We start from the raw sequence: 16,718 nt of genomic DNA, 5'->3' as shown, positions 1-16,718 counted from the left end.
AAGATGCCGCAGGATCCGGCCCACCACATCGGCATCGGTCAGGAAAGCGAGCACAACCATCGGGATCGACTTCGCCGCCGTCGAACACCGAGGGCAGGAGAGAGCATCGACGTGCAACAGCCGGCGGAGCAACTGCGCCCACGGCATGCGGCGACGGCGAGAGAACGACGCCCTCTGCCCCCTTCCCTTGCCCCCCACTCTCCCCGAGGCATGCAGATCCAGCTCGCAAGGCGCCTCGGCCTCAACACCGGCAACCTCCCGCGATGGAGCAGAGGGCAAGCGCCGCCGCATCCGACTGCGATTCGTGAGCTGCTGACGCCGGGCGCACCGTGGCGCATCAGAATCACCGAGGAGTTGCGCGCGCGCTTCGTCCAAGACGAGCCTGAAGGCTATGTACCGATCGTCGACGCTGTGCGCTGTCTCGGCATCTCCCGTCAGTCCGTGTTGCAGCGTGTAAAGCGGGGACAGCTCGAGGCCATCCACGTAACTCGAGGAAGACGAAAGGGGTTGCGCATCAAGGTGTTGGCCGATCAACAAGCCCTCCTTGAGGGCACTCGATGAAAGGAGGTGCATTGTGGCGAGGTCTCCAAGTAACCCGACAGGTCGGCCTCGATTACCTCCCAGTGCCGCGACTTCAAGAGCGCATGGACGTGGCGAACCGCGTCCAAGGCATTCCTCCCGGTCCGGTAGGCGTACTGCTCGGGCTGCAAGTCGGGCTCATAGATCGGGCTCAGAACCACGACTACGGCCGTCATCGCAACTCGATCTCGTATCGTCGGTATCCCCAGAGGTCGCGTCCGCCCCGGTCGGCCCGGCTTCGGAATATGAACCCGCCGAACCGCCTCGGGTCGATATCGCTTCGTTCGAAGCTCTTCCGTCAGTTCACCCAACCAACGTTCCACCCCGTAGGTCTCGATGTCATCGAACCTCTGCCCGTCCACTCCCGCCACCCCGCCGTTTGCCCGGCACAGGCGGTAGGCGTATCCCAGTACGTCGGCTCGATACACCTTGTCGTACAACGAGTAGAAACGGTACTCGGGTGACCCCTTCGCTTTGGCATGCAGCGCCACCTGTAGCTTCCCAACCGATTCCGGAGGTGATAGGCTCACGCCACTCTCCTGGCTGTCGCCACTTCGGACGCTCTCCTTGACCTAAGGCCCCTTCGCTCCACCGGCGTTACCCGGCTTCCTCGCTACTACGGACCTCTCCGTCACCCCATGGAACCCGGCCTCTCCCTCGCGGGAGTCCGGTTTGGCGGGCCGAGGTGCCCACGGGGACCGTGAGCCTCACGGCCGCGAGGCAGAGCGGCCGGGCGCCCGTCACCGGCGCCATCGCCGGCGCCAGCGCCATCGAGTACGAGGCGGAGCTGTGCGGCGAGTCGACGACCCCGTGCCTGTGAGGCCTGCGGCCTGAGGCCCGAGGCCTGAGGTCGTGGCTCGCGCGGCGGCGCGGGTCAGCGCGCGGCGGGGAGGGGGCAACCGTCGGGGGCGCGCTCGGGGCGCGCGGCGCCCGCGGTGGACGCCACGGCCGGCACGAAGGCGCCGCCCCTGGCGGTGGTGGCCGAGTCGATGTTCATCGAGCAGAGCGAGCCGCACATGGTGCAGACCTTCGACCCCTTGGCCTCGCTCCCCTCCTTGTAATTGCGCGCGCGGTCGGGGTCGAGCGCCAGGAGGTACTGCGTCTCCCAGTCGAGCGCCTTGCGCGCCCGCGACATGGCGGCGTTGCGCTCCCGCGCGCCGCCGGTCCCCTTGACCAGGTCGCCGGAGCAGGCCGCGATGCGCGTGGCCACCACCCCCTCGATCACGTCCGCGACGGTGGGGAGGCGGAGGTGCTCGGCCGGGGTGACGTAGCAGAGGAAGTCGGCGCCGGCCGCAGCCGCCACCGCGCCGCCGATGGCGGCGGTGATGTGGTCGTAGCCGGGGGCGAAGTCGATGGTGAGCGGCCCGAGCACATAGAAGGGCGCGTCGCCGCACAGGCGCTTCTCGAGCTGCACGTTGGCCGCGATCTGATCGAGCGGGACGTGCCCCGGCCCCTCGATCATCACCTGGCAGCCGCGCGCGCGGGCCCGCTCCGCCAGCTCGCCGAGCACGAGCAGCTCCGCGACCTGGCCGCGGTCGGTGGCGTCGCCGGTGGCGCCGGGCCGCAGGCCATCGCCGAGGGAGAAGGTGACGTCGTGCTCGTGGAAGATGTCGCACAGCCGGTCGAAGTGCTCGTAGAGCGGGTTCTCGCGGCCGGTCGCCTCGATCCAGGCCGCGAGGAGCGCGCCGCCGCGCGACACGATGCCGGCCAGGCGGCCGTGCGCGCGCAGCTTCGCCACGGTGTCGCGCGTGACGCCGCAGTGGACGGTCATGAAGTCGACGCCCTGCCGCGCCTGCTTCTCGATGCACTGGAACAGCGTCTCCACGTCCATGGAGCGGATCGAGGCCTCGGCCGCGACCTGGTAGAGCGGCACGGTCCCCAGGGGGAGCGGCGAGCGGCGGAGCAGCTCCTCGCGGACGCGGTCGATCTCGTCGCCGGTGGAGAGGTCCATGACGGCGTCGGCGCCGTGGTGGATCGCGGCCTCGAGCTTGCGGATCTCCTCGTCGAGGAGCTGGTGGAACCCCGAGGCGCCGATGTTGGCGTTGGTCTTGGTGCGCAGGCCCAGGCCCACGCCGCGGGCGCGGATGTCGTGGTGGACGTTCTTGGGGATGACGACCGTGCCGGCGGCGACGCGCTCGCGGACGAGCTCGGGGGCGAGCCCCTCGTCCGCCGCGACGTCGCGCATCTCCGGCGTGACGATGCCGGCGCGCGCCTGGGTGAGATGGGTAGCCATGGTGTCCTCGGTGCTGGGGTCAATGTAGCGGGTGCAGGGTGAAGGTTCAACGTCGAAGGGCCGCGCCGGCGGCCCCCGGCGTCAGGCGCGGCCGGCGAACAGCCGATAGGCAAGGAAACCCGAGGCCTCATCACACACCGCCATCCCTTCCACGGGTTGCGCGAACCCGCCCTCGGCCTGAAAGCTACACCACCGAGACAAGGATTAGCGCAAGCCGCCTCTCCCCGGTCTCACTATTAGGAAAAGAGTCTTGCTGATCTCCCCGACATCGGATAGGCTCTACTTGGCCGCCTCCGAAGCGCGCGCGGGGTGTGTCGCCGCAACCCACAGGAGGTAATCAGCGATGCACAACAGAAGGTTCACAGCATCAGGAATTCTCGCACTGGGTCTCGCCCTGCTCGTAGTCCCCATGCGTGGGTCACTGGCAAGGCCGACGTTCTTCACCAATCAGTGCGCATCGTGTCACTCGAACGATACGCCCACCTGCAACGGCTGCCATCACCACATCGGGACTCTCTCTGCTACGGCGGACAGACCCACTTACTATCCGGGGGACGCCGTGACCGTCACCTTGAACGGCGGTACCCAGACGGGATGGATAAGGGCCATCCTCTACAACGAGAACCACACCGAACTGGTCCGAAGGACAGGCCCCACCCACACGGGAGACGACGGACAGGCTAATCCGGTCGTCTTCCCGGTCAGCCTTCAAACCACAGCCCCCCTTCAGCTCGGCGATCACGTATGGCAAGCATCATGGTTCGGGAACAACGACGGCAGCGGACACATCGAGAACCTCGCGAATGTGACGATCCGGGTGGTCCAGGATCCCGCCGCAATCGAGGATCCTCCCGCACTTCTCAAGACATGGGGGTGGCTCCGCTCCGCGTTTCGCTAGCCTAACTTCCGCAGTTCGAGGCGCCGCCGAGCTTTTTTCGAGGAGTTCGGCGGCGTAACTGCTTTGTTCCCAGTTCGCCGGATTCCGAAACACGATGTAGTGCCACCCTCGTAAGGTAAAACAATTCGGACGAGGGTCAACCGCGGCGGGAAACCGGAGTTCGGGAGCTCGGCTGGGGCGGGTTTGAGTCGAGAGGTCGGCTGTTCAGGTCCGCGTGCAGGGGTGATGGTGGTTGGAAGACGGAGCTATCCGGGTGAATAGGTGGTTCTTCGACGGACATCGGGGCGACGGGTGAGCCTACGCGGCCTCGTGGTAGTAGTAGCGCAGCATGCCACCGAGGCGTTTGCGGCATCGGACCGGGCCAGTGGCCCGTCCAACGCTATCGTCGGGTTCGATCAGCCGGTTGCTGAGCCCCTGGTGATTCCGCTCGCCGTGATAATGGGCAAGGAACGCGATGGTCGCCCGACGCAGCGGCGACTCGCCGAAGAAGATCATGCGATCCAGGCACTCTTGCTTGGGGCTCCGAAGAAACCGTTCGAGGTGAGAGTTCAGGTTGGGCGACCGCGGCGGCAAGCGCACCGCTTCCACATCCGTGCCCCTGAGGATTGCCCGAAATGCAGCGCTGAACTTGGAATCTCGGTCCATCAGAAGGTACCGCTTGCCCTCGAGGAATCCGTCGCCATAGACGGTCAGATTCCTCGCAACCTGCTTCATCCACCTCTCGTCAGGGCTGGCTGTGCAGCCCGCGAAGCAGACGCGGCGCGTGGCCACCTCCATGACGAAGAGCAGGTAGAAGGTGAGCCGTCCCGACTTCGTCCAGACCTCGATCGTCGTGAAGTCGATCGCCCCGAGCACGTCCCAATGAGCCTCCAGGAACCCCTTCCAGGGGGACCGCCGCTTCCGGTCCGGAACTGGTTCGATCCCGTGCTCTCGGAGGATGTTCCCGACCGTCGTGTCTGAGATCTTGTGCCCGAGGTTGGCCAGTGCAGCCTGGATGCGGTCGTAGCCCCAGGTCGGAATCTCGCGGGCCATGCGCAGGACCAGGTCAACGATCTCCGGCCTGACTCGTGGCCGCCCCACGGACTGGCGGCGATTGCTGTAATCCCACTTCTCGGCCACGAGCTGCCGGTGCCAGCGAAGGATAGTGTCGGGGGAGAAGGCAGCGCCGATCTCACCGAGTAGCTTCCGGCCGAGGATCTTTCCCTTGACCGCCAGGCGTCGGCGTTGGTCGTCGTTGAGCCTGATTCTTCTCTTGCCATGGGCTTCCTTCAGGACCTGATTCTCGGCGCGGAGATGCTCGATGACCTCTTGCTGCTGCCGGTTGATCATGCCGGCCAGGATGGTGAGGAGTAGCTGCCAGGGTTGGAGGACGAAGTTCATGGTTGGTCCGATGCCGGAGCGGCAAGAGGGAGAGCATCGGGCGCATGACTCGGCCGGTCAACGGGCTGAAATCGGTGCTGGACGAAGGCCCGCAATCAAAGCGCGAGCGTGAGTTGCGCCTCGGCTGAGTTTCTTGACCATACGGGGCTATCGATCGATCGAGCACCGCAACCGTTCCAGCACTTCCCAGAACCGCGGAAAGGACTTCTGAACACACTCGGGATTCGCTGTGTGCACTCCATGAACGCGCAACGAGAGCAAACCCGCAGCCATCGCCATGCGGTGGTCCCCGAAGTCTTCGATCCGGGCACCCAGGCGCGCGAAGGGCGGAGAGGTCCGAGGATCGTCCCCGAGGGTTTCACCGGGGAAGATCCGCAGACCGTCGCGGCGCTCCTCCACTGTGATGCCGACCTCGGCCAGCATCTTTGCCGCCGCGGCGATCCGGTCACACTCCTTGAGCCTCGCGTGCGCGACGTCGCCGATCACGCTCGGCTGCGATGCGAAGGCGCAGGCCACGGCGAGAGGAGTGATCAGGTCTGGGCAGTCCGACAGATCGAAGGTGTGAGGGCGGGGCCGCCCCAGTTCATGCAGGAAATCTACGATCCTGCGATCGCCCTGTGTGGAGTGGGGATCCAGATTCGGAATCGACACCCGGCGGCCAGTCAGCCAGCCCGCGACGTGCAGCATGGCCCCTGATGACCAGTCCGCTTCGATCTGTATCTGAGTCGGCCGATAGGACCCGGCGGGCGCGCGGAAGCCGGTTCCCAGATCCTCGATTGCAGGACCGCCGAAGCGGACCATCATCGTGCGGGTGAGCTCCACATATGCGCGCGACGCGATCTTGCCGGTCACCGTAACCTCCATTCCTCCCAGCAAGGGAGAGAGCATCAGGAGCCCCGACAGAAACTGGCTCGTACCGCTTGCATCGACCCGGACCCGACCCGGGATAGGACCTTCCTGAGATACGACGAATGGAGCGAACCCCTCTGCGCCCAGGTGCTCGACCCGCTTCCCGAGCACGCGCAGCGCATCGACGACTTCGCGGACCGGCCTGCGCCGGAGCTGCTCAGCTGCGTCCAGCGTGACGCGGTCCTCGATGAGCAACGAAGCCGCCGCTAGGAAGCGTAGGCAGGTCCCTGCCTCGGCGCAGAACAGAGGTTCGGAGGGGGACCGATAGACGCCGCCTTGCACGGTCCACTCCGTACCTTCGGTTCGTACATCAATCCCGAGCCGCTGGAGCGCCCCGCGCAACGCCCGCGCGTCGTCACAGTCGAGTGCTCCCCGAAGAGTGGAAGTTCCGGGCGCGAGGGAGGCGAGCAGCAAGGCACGCTGGGTCGCGCTCTTCGAGCCTGGAGCCTCTAATGTAATTGGATCAGCCATCGTTCGTCCCGAGACAACTGTTCGACTGTCCGGTTCCCCTGACCCGCCTCGCGTCGTCCATCACTCCGCCCCGCTAACGGTTCTCACTCGTGGCTGCCTTCATCTCCGCCACGAACGACCGCACGCACTTGACGATCGCCCCGGTCCCACCTGCGAGTTGCGCCTCGACGCGTTCAACCACCGCAGAACCGCAGATCACGCCGGCCGCGCCTGCCTTCCGTGCGGCGACGACATGTTCGGGACGGGAGATGCCGAATCCGAGGAGGGGAGGCGCCGCATTCCGGAGGGCGAGTTCCCGAAGAAGCTTGCTGTCCGGCAGACTGATCTCCTCGTCCGCCCCCGTCACGCCCCTCCGGCTCACCACGTACGTATAGCCCCTGGATTCGCCGGCGATCTTGTCCAAACAGGCGGGACTCGCGTTCGGGGGGAGCAAGAGGATGGGATCGACTCTCGCCCCTCGCGCGGCTTCGCAAAAGGGTGTGGCTTCAAGAGTCGGTACGTCAGCGACCAGAACTGAGTCGAGACCTGCCGCTGCCGCTTCGGCGTAGAATCTCTCGACCCCGTTAGCGACAACGAGGTTCGCATAGACCAGGAGGCCCAGGGGAAGATCTGGGAAAGCCGACCGCATCGCGCGGATCATGACGAGGCAGTCTGCAGGCGTGGTCCCGGCCGTCAGGGACCTTCGGGCCGCGGCCTGAATCGTCGGGCCGTCAGCGGTCGGATCCGAGAAGGGGATCCCAAGCTCCAGCGCGTCGGCGCCCCCTTCTGCCATGGCTTTGAGGACCTCGAGGCTCGACTGCGGATTCGGATCCCCGAGCATGGTGAACGGGACGAAGGCGATCTGGCCCCGTCGCCGGAGCCTCGCAAACATGCTGGCGTATCGGTCGCTCACGGCTTGACCTCTGTACGGGCTTGGTTCCGCTCCACGCAGAAGCTCCTGACGGCGCGCGCCTGCATGACCGTCTCGAGATCCTTGTCCCCCCTGCCCGAGAGGTTGACCAGCAGATCAGCGGAGCCCGCCGTGCGAAGAGCGCGCCTCAAAGCCTCGGCGAGCGCGTGTGCAGACTCGAGCGCAGGCAGAATGCCTTCTCGACGAGCGAGGGCTTCATAAGCATCGAGGGCTTCGACGTCGGTCACAGAGGTGTAGGTCGCCCGGCCGGTGTCGCGAAGGTGCGCGTGCTCGGGGCCGACGCCCGGATAGTCGAGCCCGGCGGAGATCGAGTGGGATTCCTGCACCTGGCCGTGCTCATCCTGGAGGATCGGCGTGACGGCTCCGTGGAGAACGCCCATGCGACCTCGGGCGAGGGTGGCGCCGTGCTTTCCGGTTTCGAGTCCGTGACCCCCCGCCTCGACTCCGACCAGGTTCACATCCGCGTCGTCGCGGAACGCCTGGAAGATGCCGATGGCGTTCGAGCCGCCGCCAATGCAGGCGATCACGGCGTCCGGGAGCCTTCCCGCCGCGTCGAGAATCTGTTCCCGCGCCTCCCGACCGATAACAGCCTGGAAGTCACGCACAAGGCTGGGAAACGGATGCGGCCCCGCGGCGGTGCCGAGCATGTAGTGGGTCGTAGGATAGCTCCCTGACCAATCCCGGAGGGCTTCGTTGATCGCGTCCTTCAGTGTGGCCGAGCCGCTCGTAACCGCCTTCACTTTGGCTCCCATCAGTTCCATCCGATGTACGTTCGGCTTCTGCCGGTCGATGTCCTTGGCCCCCATGTAGACCGTCGTCTCGAAGTTGAACAAAGCCCCGGCCATGGCGGTCGCGACTCCGTGCTGGCCCGCACCCGTCTCTGCCACCAGTCTCGCCTTGCCCATGTGCCGCGCAAGAAGCGCCTGGCCCAGGACCTGGTTTGTCTTGTGCGCGCCACCATGGAGAAGGTCTTCCCTCTTGAGCCAGATCCGGACTCCTGTCCCGTGCGCTACGTTGCGGCATAGATAGAGAGGGGTAGGGCGGCCGGCATAGCTGCGAAGTAAACCCTCCAACTCCTCCCGGAAGGCACGGTGGTCTCGGAGATCGAGCCATGCGGCCTCGAGCATCTCGAGGGCAGGGACCAAGATCTCGGGAACAAAGCATCCTCCCCACCGACCGAACCGTCCGTCGAGTCGCATGTCAGGCGCCTCCCCGTTCTGCACCCTGTCCGCGCAGGGCGGCGAAGAAATCCCGCAGCAGGTTGCGGTCCTTCCTGCCGGGGGCCGCCTCGACGCCCGAGCAGACATCGAGGATGCCGGCGCCCATCATGTCCGCGGCAGCAGCCAGCTCCGGACGCAGTCCTCCGGAGAGAACGACCCGCGCAAGATCGGCGCCGGCGATCAGGGACCAATCGAAGGCCCTGCCTGTTCCGCCCGCCCGCCCGGGGTCGAAGGTGTCAAGCAGAACGCGGTCGGCCGGACCAGGATCGAGATCGGGCCTCTTGTCCCGGACTCGGCGAACGACCCATATCTCCCGTTCGCCGCCGATCCCCGCGCGTAGTCGCCGAGTAAACGCTTCGTCGAGCCGCCCGGAACTCGAATCGTCCTGGATGATCTGCACCGCGGCGAGGTTCAGCTCATCCGCCAAACGCGCGATCCGCTCAACTCGATCCCCCACGAACACGCCGACCCAGCGGAGTGACGGAGCCGAACGGACGAGGCGCGCTGCTTGCTCCGGCTCGACGCGACGAGGTGACGACTCGGCGAAGATCAGGCCTCCGTAGATCGCCCCGGCTTCGGAAGCTGCGCGTGCGTCCTCTTCCCTCGTGATGCCGCAGACCTTCACGGTCCCGAAGACAAGCTCGCGGACCGCCGTCGCGAGGTCGCGGCGCTCCATGAGCGCCGTCCCCACCAGGAAGGCGTCGACATGCGGGCGCAGCTCGCGGACCTGGGCGTGAGTCGAGATCCCCGACTCGCAGACGATGCTCCGGGCGAAGCCCGCCGCCGGAGCCAACCTCATCGTTCGAGTGATATCGACCTCCAAGGTTCTCAAGTCCCGGTTGTTGATCCCCACGATCTCCGCTCCCAATGAACGAGCCCTTGTGAGCGAATCGTGATCGTCGACCTCGACGAGAGCATCCATCGACAAGGAGGCAGCGGCGGCGGCGCACTCTCTGAATGTCCGATCGTCGAGCACTGCGAGCATCAAAAGAACCGCGTCCGCACCATGCAACCTCGCCTCGCAGACCTGATACGGATCGACGACGAAATCCTTGCACAACACCGGGAGGGTAGTTCCGGCGCGCACCCTCTCCAGGACGTCGAATCCTCCCCCGAAGAAGTCGCGATCGGTGACAACGCTAATCGCATCTGCGATCGGGTTGTAGCTCTTCGCGATCGCTTCCGGATCGAAGTCCTTCTCGGCGCGGATCGTTCCTCGGGACGGCGAGGCTCGCTTCACCTCGAGGACATAACCGGTCGATGACCCCTCGATCGCTCGGGCGAAGGACCGGTGCGATGGGATTAGCTGATCCACGAAGGAGTTCAGTGGCCGTTCTGCCTTGCGGCGCGCGACTTCCTCCCTCTTGTGAGGAATAATTCGGTCAAGCACCATGCGATGGTCCCGCCTTCTGAGGCTCCTCGTGCGAGAGCTTCACCCACGCGCTCAGGCGAGCAAGGCAGCGGCCTGAGCGCATCGCCTCCAAAGCCGCCTGCGTGCCCTCACGAATGTCTTTCGCCGCCGACGCCACCCAGGCCGCCGCTCCCGCATTGATCGCCACGGACGCCTCATGAGCCGCTTCCCCGTGCCCCGAGAGGAGGGCCTCGACGGTTCGCCGGTTCTGCGCTGCATCCCCGCCGGCGAGGGAGTGTAGAGGGAACCGCCTTAGGCCTGCGTCTTCGGGCAGGATCTCAAGACGGCGCACGAGTCCGTCCTCAGTCAGCATTGCGCTGGTAGGCCCCGAGACGGAGATCTCATCCATTCCGCCGCCGTGCACGACCAGAGAGCGCCTCACACCTAGGCTGGACAGTGTCAGTCCCATCGTCTCCACGAGCGCAGGATCGTACACCCCGAGGAGCTGAAAGGGCGGGCGGGCGGGGTTCACCAGTGGCCCGAGGATGTTGAAGATGGTCCTCATCTTGAGAGCTGCCCTGACGGGCATGGCGTGACGCAGACCCTGGTGGTACTGGGGGGCAAAGAGGAAACAGATCCCGACTCGATCAAGGCAGTTCCTCGCAGTAGACGATTCGGGGTCGAGTCTCACGCCGAAGGCCTCGAGGAGATCGGCCGAGCCGCACTTCGATGAGACCGAACGGTTGCCGTGCTTCACCACGGGGATCCCCATCTCGGCCAGGACGATCGCCGCGACGGTGGATATGTTGAGGCTCCCCGCGCCGTCGCCCCCTGTCCCGCAAACGTCCATGAAGGGACCTTCAGGCGCGGGAAAGCCTGTCGCCCGATCGCGAACTGCCTTCGCCGCCCCGGCGATCTCTTGAGGCTTCTCTCCCTTCATTCGCAAGCCGATGAGCAGTGCGGCGATCTGTACGGGAGTGAGCTCCCCATCGATCATGGCGCCGAACAGCCTCTCTGCCTCATCACGATCCAGATCATGACGGTCGGCTATCCGATCCAGAAGTTGGTGCATGCTATGACTCCCCTCGACCGGCCGTTGACATTGCAAGGACGTTATCGAGCAAGCGCCCTCCCATGGGCGTGAGGATCGATTCGGGATGGAACTGAACGCCCCAGATGGGGCGTGAACGATGCTGGACGGCCATGACGATCTCACCGAGGCGGGCCACGATCGCGAGATCGGGAGGAACCCGCGTCGCCGCGAGGGAGTGGTAACGGCCGACCATCATGGGACTGGCTATGCCGGCAAAGAGACCGGTACCGTCGTGCGGCAGCAGCGAACTCTTCCCGTGAATGATCTCACCCGCTCCGCCCACGCTTCCGCCCAGCGCCTCGACCAGCGCTTGGTGTCCCAGACAGACGCCCAGCACGGCGATCCCCTCGGGCAGGCGGCGTAGCAGCTCGACGATGCATCCTGCTCGAGCGGGGGTTCCTGGACCTGGACTCACGACCAGGAGCTTCGGGGTCGGGGTGCAGTCAAGGAGTTCGAGAGCCCGCGCGGTCGTGATCGTGTTGCGATGAACCTGTACAGAACAGCCACGACGCGCGAACTCATCGACAAGGTTGAAGACGAAGGAGTCGATGTTGTCGATCACCAGGACGTTCGGCAAGCCCCTCATGCGCCCTCCCAGGCCGCGCGGGCGACGGCTTGCAGGACAGCGCTCGCTTTCGCCCGTGTCTCATCAGCCTCTGCCTGCGGGTCGGAGTCGAAGACGATTCCCGCCCCCGCGCGAACGTGGGCGTGTCCGCCGGCGACCAGTGCAGAGCGGATCACAATCGCTGTGTCCATCGCGCCTTCGGACGTCAGGTAGCCGATCGCGCCGCCATAGGGACCGCGCCGGTCCGTTTCCCAGCGGCGCAGCAAGCGAGCCGCTTCGACCTTGGGGGCTCCGGTCAGGGTGCCCATGGTCATCGTTCCCTGCAATGCATGGAGCGCATCCAGCTCGGAACGCAGTCGCCCCTCCACCCGACTGACCAGATGCATGACATGGCTGTAACGCTCGATCTCGAGCAGTCGGGATACGATCCTCGAACCTGGCTCGCTCACCCTTGCGATGTCGTTGCGCGCGAGGTCGACGAGCATCACATGCTCCGCGAGCTCCTTGCCGTGGAGCTTCAACTCGGCTTCGAGCCTGTTGTCCAGATCGTGATCGAACCGGCCATCGCGCGAGCGCCCTCGAGGCCGCGTACCGGCGATCGGGGCTATGGTGACGCGCGGAGGATTTCCCTCGACCCGCAGGCTGGTCTCCGGGGAGGCTCCGAATAGAACGAAGCCAGCGCCATCCAGATAGAACAAGTAGGGGCTCGGGTTGAGCCGGCGGAGGTGTTTGTAGGCGGCAAGCGGATCACGACATGGCAGGCGGAAGGTGCGGGAGGGGACGATCTGGAATACATCCCCCGCCAGGATGTGCTGCTGCATGGCGCGGATGACCTCGCAGTACGCGTTGTCATCCAGGTCGACATCCACATTCTCTGGAACGCTCGTGTCAGCCGCCTCGGATCCCGCCGGCTCCCTCTCCTGCAGGTCAAGTATCGACCGGCTCAACTCTCCGATCGTCTTCTCGTCTGGGGAGGCATCGCCAAAGCCGTTCGCGATCAGTTCCACCGTGCCTCCACGGTGGTCCATGTGGATGAGGATCTCCGGCAGCTCGAAGAGAAGATCGGGAAGCGAGAAGAGGTCCTGCCTCGCAGGGGGGAGATCCTCGAAGAGGTCGATGAAGTCGTATCCGAGGAGCCCCGGCAAGGTGAGAGGCGGTACCCCCACGGGCGTGGACCAACCGAATGCCATGCGCCGCAGCACATCCAGCGGCGAATGGGATCTCAGGCGCTCCTCCTCGCCGGCAGCAGGATCGATCCGCGAAAACGATAGTACGAGAGCGTCGCCTTCGGACGATGCATCCGCCAGCCCGGCCAGCGCGTCCGCTTGCACTCGGAGCGCTTCGACTCCGGCCGCCGTGAGCGGGATGAGCCTGACCTCGCCCCCCCGCCCTTCGATGCGCAGGGCTGATCGGATCAGTACGAAGCTCTGGCTGTCGTTCCGTCCGTTTCCGTCCCTCGATTCGAGCAGGATCGTGTCGGGGCTGGGATGGGCGAGCGCACCATAGAGGACCTGCGGGTCCCATGAGCCGCTGATGCGGTGGACCAGAGCGCTGCGGCGCGCATGTCCCGGTCGCGTCACAGCGAGGCCCCGCTCGGCGGAGCCGGTTGCATCAGAGTGCGCCCCAGCGTGTCAACCAGCGAACGCAGGGAGCGCATGAGGGATTCAAACTGCTCCGGATAGAGCGACTGCTCCCCGTCCGAAAGGGCCTCCGCTGGATTGCGGTGGACCTCGACAATGATCCCGTCCGCGCCTGCTGCCGCCGCGGCCAGAGACATCGGAGCAACCAACTGGCGCCTGCCCGTTCCGTGGGAAGGATCCACGAGGACGGGGAGATGGCTCCTCTGCTTGATGAACGGTACGGCATTGAGGTCGAGAGTATTGCGGGTCGCGGTCTCAAAGGTCCGGATGCCCCTTTCGCAGAGGATGACATTTGGATTCCCCTGGCTCACCACGTATTCCGCGGCCATCAAGAGGTCCTCGATCGTGGCGGCCATGCCCCGCTTCAGGACTACCGGCTTGCGGCGTTGTCCGAGTTCGCTCAGCAGGCGGAAGTTCTGCATGTTCCGCGCTCCTACCTGGAACGCGTCCGCATGCTCCTCGACGGCGAGGATGTCGGCCACCTCAACGACCTCGGTGACTGTTGGAATGTTCAACTCCCGCGAGACATGCTTCAGGATCTCAAGCCCCTCGACACCGAGCCCCTGGAACGAGTAGGGGCTCGTGCGGGGCTTGAATGCGCCGCCCCTCAAGACGGCCGCCCCGGCGGCGGCGACGGCACGGCAGGTCTCCATCGCCTGCTCGAGGCTCTCGATTGCACAGGGGCCGGCGATCACGGTGAAGTACCCGTTTCCGACTTTCGCCGAACCTATGTGCACGACGGTGTCTTCAGGATGGGATTCCCTGCTCACCATCTTGTAGGGGGCAAGGATAGGCTTGACGGACTCGACGCACGGATGGCTCTCAAGATGCAGTTTGGCCAGGACGCGTTCATCGCCGATTGCCCCAAGCACCACCCTCTCTTCTCCTGGAAGAAACTGGGGCTTTAGTCCGCATTCCTTGATGTGGTCCAGCAGCTCCCGGACCGTACTGTCCTCGGTTCCCGGTTTCAAGATGATGATCATCGTGCTCTTCCTCCGCGACCCGGTGTTCAAAGCAAGAAACAGAAACGCCCGCCGGGGTCCGGTGGGCGTCCAGCTTGTGCTTCTACCTGCTGCCTGTCCTATGAATCGTTCGGTGACTCAAAGCTGACGCACAACAGGGGGGCGCTCACCGGCATGACATCCCGCCATCGCCGGTATGCGCAGGAATAGGGATACTTGTCTACCCCCAGTCGTATGGCGCACCGTGCATGCATCGTGACTGTAATTCTCCCAGATGCCACCGCCCATTGTCAAGCGGAAACCGAGGGAGCGAATCCGATGATTGAACGAATTCAGCGGCCGCTCTCGCGAAAGTGCCCAGCCGTCACCCAGCGGCGACTGTGCCTGGCTCCAACGCCTTGTGAGATTCCTCACAGAAACTGTCGGTGGGGCCCCTGCGGAAAGATGCGCGCCTGGCCAGAGGAGTCGAGAACGCATCGTCGGGAAGCCGCCGGGAGAGTGAGTCGTGGCGGCTGGCGGCAGTCGCGAAAACCTTCAATCGTCCGATAATCTTGACATGGCCGCATGGACCTGGGAGTGGTTGCGATCATGAAGTTCGAGGTCTTCTCGTCGCTGGACGAGTTCGCCGCCTTGCGGGACGAGATCGAGGCGCATCTCAAGAACTTCCCGGAGAGCTTCTTCTACAGTCCCGGCTGGCTGATCCCTTTCCAGAAGGTGTTCGGCACGGGCATGGAGTTCAGGCACGTCATCGGCCGCGATCCGCAGGGGAAGATGACCGGATCGGCGCATCTGTCGATCGTCCGCACGCCGTTCCTCAGAGTACTCCGCCAGCGCGTCGTGGCCTTGATGGGAACCCGAGCGGCCGTATCGCCCGAGCATCTGGATCTTCCCATTCGACCCGAGGCTTGGGATCAGTGGTTCGATTTTCTCGAGAAGCAGATCGCCGGCGACATGGGCAGCTGCGCCTTTGCCCTGTTCGATTCCGTGGCCGAGCACGCGCCCTTCATCGAGGCCTGGACCGCGCGTCTGCGCGACCGTGGGTTCCGTGTCGTCCGCGAGGAACAGGATGTCTGTCCCTACTTCGACCTTCCCGAAAGCTATCAGGCCCTGCTCGACGGGTATTCGGCCAACATGAGGAAGATCACCCGCCGGACGCTGCGGCGCGCCGGGGACCAGGTGCGCATGGCGGATCATACGGAGATCGGCGACGTCGAAACCGTGCTCTCGGAAGCCCGCCGGCTGCATACCCTCTCGCGCGGGAAGAAGGGGGATGCGGGGAGTCTCGGGCGATCCGGATACATGGAGTTCCACCGCGAGTTGATCCGGTCTCTGAGCCACGGCGATGCGCTCTACATGAAGTTCCTGGTCAGCGCGGGCACTCCGATCGCCTACCGCCATGGATTCCTGGTCGACGGCGTGTACTACGACTACCAGACCGGATACGACCCGGCCCATGAGAGACTGCGGCCGGGATTCGTCATCCTGGCTCTCGTCGTCGAGGACCTGATCCGCCGAGGAGTGCGGCGATTCGACTTCCTTCGCGGGGACGAGCCTTATAAGAGGCATTGGGCGTCCAAAGACCGCAGGAGCTATCGCTACCTCATCTTCCCCCCGCGACTGCGTTCCTGGCTCTACCTTTCCCTCAGACGCCTGTACCACGGACTTTGGTAGATGGCGGCGCAGATCGACCCGGCGCGCGACCGCTCGAGCATGGCCGCGAATGGTCTCGCGCCCGTCGTGTGCCAAACCCCAGCTGCCTTCAGGCAGCCCTCCGATGGTAGTACCGGAGCATCCCGTCAGGTCGCTCCCGACAGGCCAGCCGCCCCTGGCCGCCTTGCCTCAAGGGCTCGATCAGCCCGGTCCCAAGCCCCTGGTGGTTCGCCTCAAGGTGGCATCACGGAGGGAGGAATCACCAGGGACTTGGTCATCGGCTGATCGACGCGGGCGAAGGGGTCGGGCGCGTCTCCGGTCCGGTCCAGTGTCGTGAACGGCGCGGTCGGTAGGGTGCTGCAGTACGACTTCCGCCAGGCCGCGTAGGCTCGCTTATCGTGTCATAGTCCGTCGACGATCAATCGATCCTGCAATCGGTTACGAGATGGCATTGGGCACAGCTGCTAAGCTCCTGTCCGAGACTTCGAGACCGTGCGGGTGCTCACGCAAGTCTCGATGGATCCAATCAGAATCGGCCAGCTCGCCAGACTCAACCCGCGTGTCGTCCAGCAATATCTCGATCTGCTCCCAATCGACACTCGGCAGACGCAAAACGAGTCCGCGGACAGGTCGGAGACCTCATCCGCGGACTTGTTGAAAACTTCTACGCTCTCAGAACTCCCAGGACCAACGATTGAGGAGCATCTCGATGTCTGACATCCCCCAAAACAGGGAAGGAGGTGACCCTGACCTGCCCCCGATCATCGGTCCACTTCCTATGTTAGTCCCAAGCTCGGTTCCACACCTGACAGCAAGCTCCTGATGGGCCTCGGTTCAGTCGCCTCCGGAGCCGGTGG

General features: G+C 65.0%; 13 protein-coding genes and 1 pseudogene. 3 read left to right on the top strand and 11 right to left on the bottom strand.

Annotated features, from left to right (window positions below; genetic code table 11):
* Window positions 1-306 precede the first annotated feature (306 nt).
* Window positions 307-561 (top strand): annotated as a pseudogene (locus FJY88_06485) (recombinase family protein).
* Here FJY88_06485 and FJY88_06480 read toward each other — a convergent pair.
* Window positions 531-1,109, bottom strand: a complete 579-nt coding sequence (locus FJY88_06480; protein MBM3286983.1) for a hypothetical protein — start codon at window positions 1,107-1,109, stop codon at window positions 531-533. The pseudogene FJY88_06485 and the gene FJY88_06480 overlap by 31 nt on opposite strands.
* 344 nt (window positions 1,110-1,453) lie before the next feature.
* Window positions 1,454-2,812, bottom strand: a complete 1,359-nt coding sequence (thiC, locus tag FJY88_06475; GenBank protein ID MBM3286982.1) for a phosphomethylpyrimidine synthase ThiC — start codon at window positions 2,810-2,812, stop codon at window positions 1,454-1,456.
* Between the two features lie 343 nt (window positions 2,813-3,155).
* Here thiC and FJY88_06470 point away from each other — a divergent pair, with 343 nt between their 5' ends.
* Entirely contained in the window at window positions 3,156-3,710 is a 555-nt protein-coding gene (locus tag FJY88_06470; GenBank protein ID MBM3286981.1) for a hypothetical protein, read from the top strand.
* Window positions 3,711-4,007: 297 nt separating this feature from the next.
* Here FJY88_06470 and FJY88_06465 read toward each other — a convergent pair whose 3' ends face one another.
* The 9 genes from FJY88_06465 to aroF form a co-directional block, all read right to left on the bottom strand.
* On the bottom strand, window positions 4,008-5,090 hold the full coding sequence (locus tag FJY88_06465) for a DDE-type integrase/transposase/recombinase (protein MBM3286980.1): 1,083 nt from the start codon (window positions 5,088-5,090) through the stop codon (window positions 4,008-4,010).
* Between the two features lie 147 nt (window positions 5,091-5,237).
* Complete coding sequence (gene aroA, locus FJY88_06460) at window positions 5,238-6,470, bottom strand: 3-phosphoshikimate 1-carboxyvinyltransferase (GenBank protein ID MBM3286979.1); 1,233 nt, start codon at window positions 6,468-6,470, stop codon at window positions 5,238-5,240.
* 73 nt (window positions 6,471-6,543) lie between these two features.
* The gene (trpA, locus tag FJY88_06455) at window positions 6,544-7,341 is read right to left on the bottom strand and encodes a tryptophan synthase subunit alpha (protein MBM3286978.1); all 798 of its coding nucleotides are present in this window, start codon (window positions 7,339-7,341) and stop codon (window positions 6,544-6,546) included.
* Window positions 7,342-7,358: 17 nt separating this feature from the next.
* Window positions 7,359-8,579, bottom strand: coding sequence for a tryptophan synthase subunit beta (trpB, locus tag FJY88_06450; GenBank protein MBM3286977.1), 1,221 nt, complete (start codon window positions 8,577-8,579; stop codon window positions 7,359-7,361).
* A 1-nt stretch (window position 8,580) separates the two neighbouring features.
* A complete protein-coding gene (gene trpCF / locus FJY88_06445; GenBank protein MBM3286976.1) occupies window positions 8,581-9,993 on the bottom strand; it encodes a bifunctional indole-3-glycerol-phosphate synthase TrpC/phosphoribosylanthranilate isomerase TrpF in 1,413 nt (470 codons plus the stop codon).
* Complete coding sequence (gene trpD, locus FJY88_06440; GenBank protein MBM3286975.1) at window positions 9,983-11,023, bottom strand: anthranilate phosphoribosyltransferase; 1,041 nt, start codon at window positions 11,021-11,023, stop codon at window positions 9,983-9,985. Before trpD ends, trpCF begins: the two co-directional genes overlap by 11 nt.
* 1 nt (window position 11,024) lies before the next feature.
* Window positions 11,025-11,621: an aminodeoxychorismate/anthranilate synthase component II gene (locus tag FJY88_06435; GenBank protein MBM3286974.1), complete on the bottom strand. Its 597-nt coding sequence runs from the start codon at window positions 11,619-11,621 to the stop codon at window positions 11,025-11,027.
* 5 nt (window positions 11,622-11,626) lie between these two features.
* Window positions 11,627-13,189 carry an anthranilate synthase component 1 gene (locus FJY88_06430; GenBank protein ID MBM3286973.1) on the bottom strand — a complete coding sequence of 521 codons (1,563 nt, stop codon included), beginning with the start codon at window positions 13,187-13,189 and terminating at the stop codon, window positions 11,627-11,629.
* Window positions 13,186-14,232: a 3-deoxy-7-phosphoheptulonate synthase gene (aroF, locus tag FJY88_06425; protein ID MBM3286972.1), complete on the bottom strand. Its 1,047-nt coding sequence runs from the start codon at window positions 14,230-14,232 to the stop codon at window positions 13,186-13,188. The genes FJY88_06430 and aroF overlap by 4 nt, the downstream gene beginning before the upstream one ends.
* 543 nt (window positions 14,233-14,775) lie before the next feature.
* Between aroF and FJY88_06420 the strand changes: the two genes are divergently transcribed.
* Entirely contained in the window at window positions 14,776-15,882 is a 1,107-nt protein-coding gene (locus FJY88_06420) for a GNAT family N-acetyltransferase (protein ID MBM3286971.1), read from the top strand.
* The last annotated feature ends 836 nt before the right edge of the window (window positions 15,883-16,718 follow it).

Source organism: Candidatus Eisenbacteria bacterium (assembly GCA_016867495.1).
Taxonomy (GTDB): domain Bacteria; phylum Eisenbacteria; class RBG-16-71-46; order CAIMUX01; family VGJL01; genus VGJL01.
Note: the sequence above shows the minus strand (reverse complement) of the source record. Positions and strands in the feature narration are given on the sequence as shown.

Excerpts from the sequence above, each read along its gene's own strand:
- thiC (MBM3286982.1), bottom strand. The coding sequence starts at position 2,812 with ATGGCTACCCATCTCACCCAGGCGCGCGCCGGCATCGTCACGCCGGAG.
- FJY88_06470 (MBM3286981.1), top strand. The coding sequence starts at position 3,156 with ATGCACAACAGAAGGTTCACAGCATCAGGAATTCTCGCACTGGGTCTC.
- FJY88_06465 (MBM3286980.1), bottom strand. The coding sequence starts at position 5,090 with ATGAACTTCGTCCTCCAACCCTGGCAGCTACTCCTCACCATCCTGGCC.
- aroA (MBM3286979.1), bottom strand. The coding sequence starts at position 6,470 with ATGGCTGATCCAATTACATTAGAGGCTCCAGGCTCGAAGAGCGCGACC.
- trpA (MBM3286978.1), bottom strand. The coding sequence starts at position 7,341 with ATGTTTGCGAGGCTCCGGCGACGGGGCCAGATCGCCTTCGTCCCGTTC.
- trpB (MBM3286977.1), bottom strand. The coding sequence starts at position 8,579 with ATGCGACTCGACGGACGGTTCGGTCGGTGGGGAGGATGCTTTGTTCCC.
- trpCF (MBM3286976.1), bottom strand. The coding sequence starts at position 9,993 with ATGGTGCTTGACCGAATTATTCCTCACAAGAGGGAGGAAGTCGCGCGC.
- trpD (MBM3286975.1), bottom strand. The coding sequence starts at position 11,023 with ATGCACCAACTTCTGGATCGGATAGCCGACCGTCATGATCTGGATCGT.
- aroF (MBM3286972.1), bottom strand. The coding sequence starts at position 14,232 with ATGATCATCATCTTGAAACCGGGAACCGAGGACAGTACGGTCCGGGAG.
- FJY88_06420 (MBM3286971.1), top strand. The coding sequence starts at position 14,776 with ATGGACCTGGGAGTGGTTGCGATCATGAAGTTCGAGGTCTTCTCGTCG.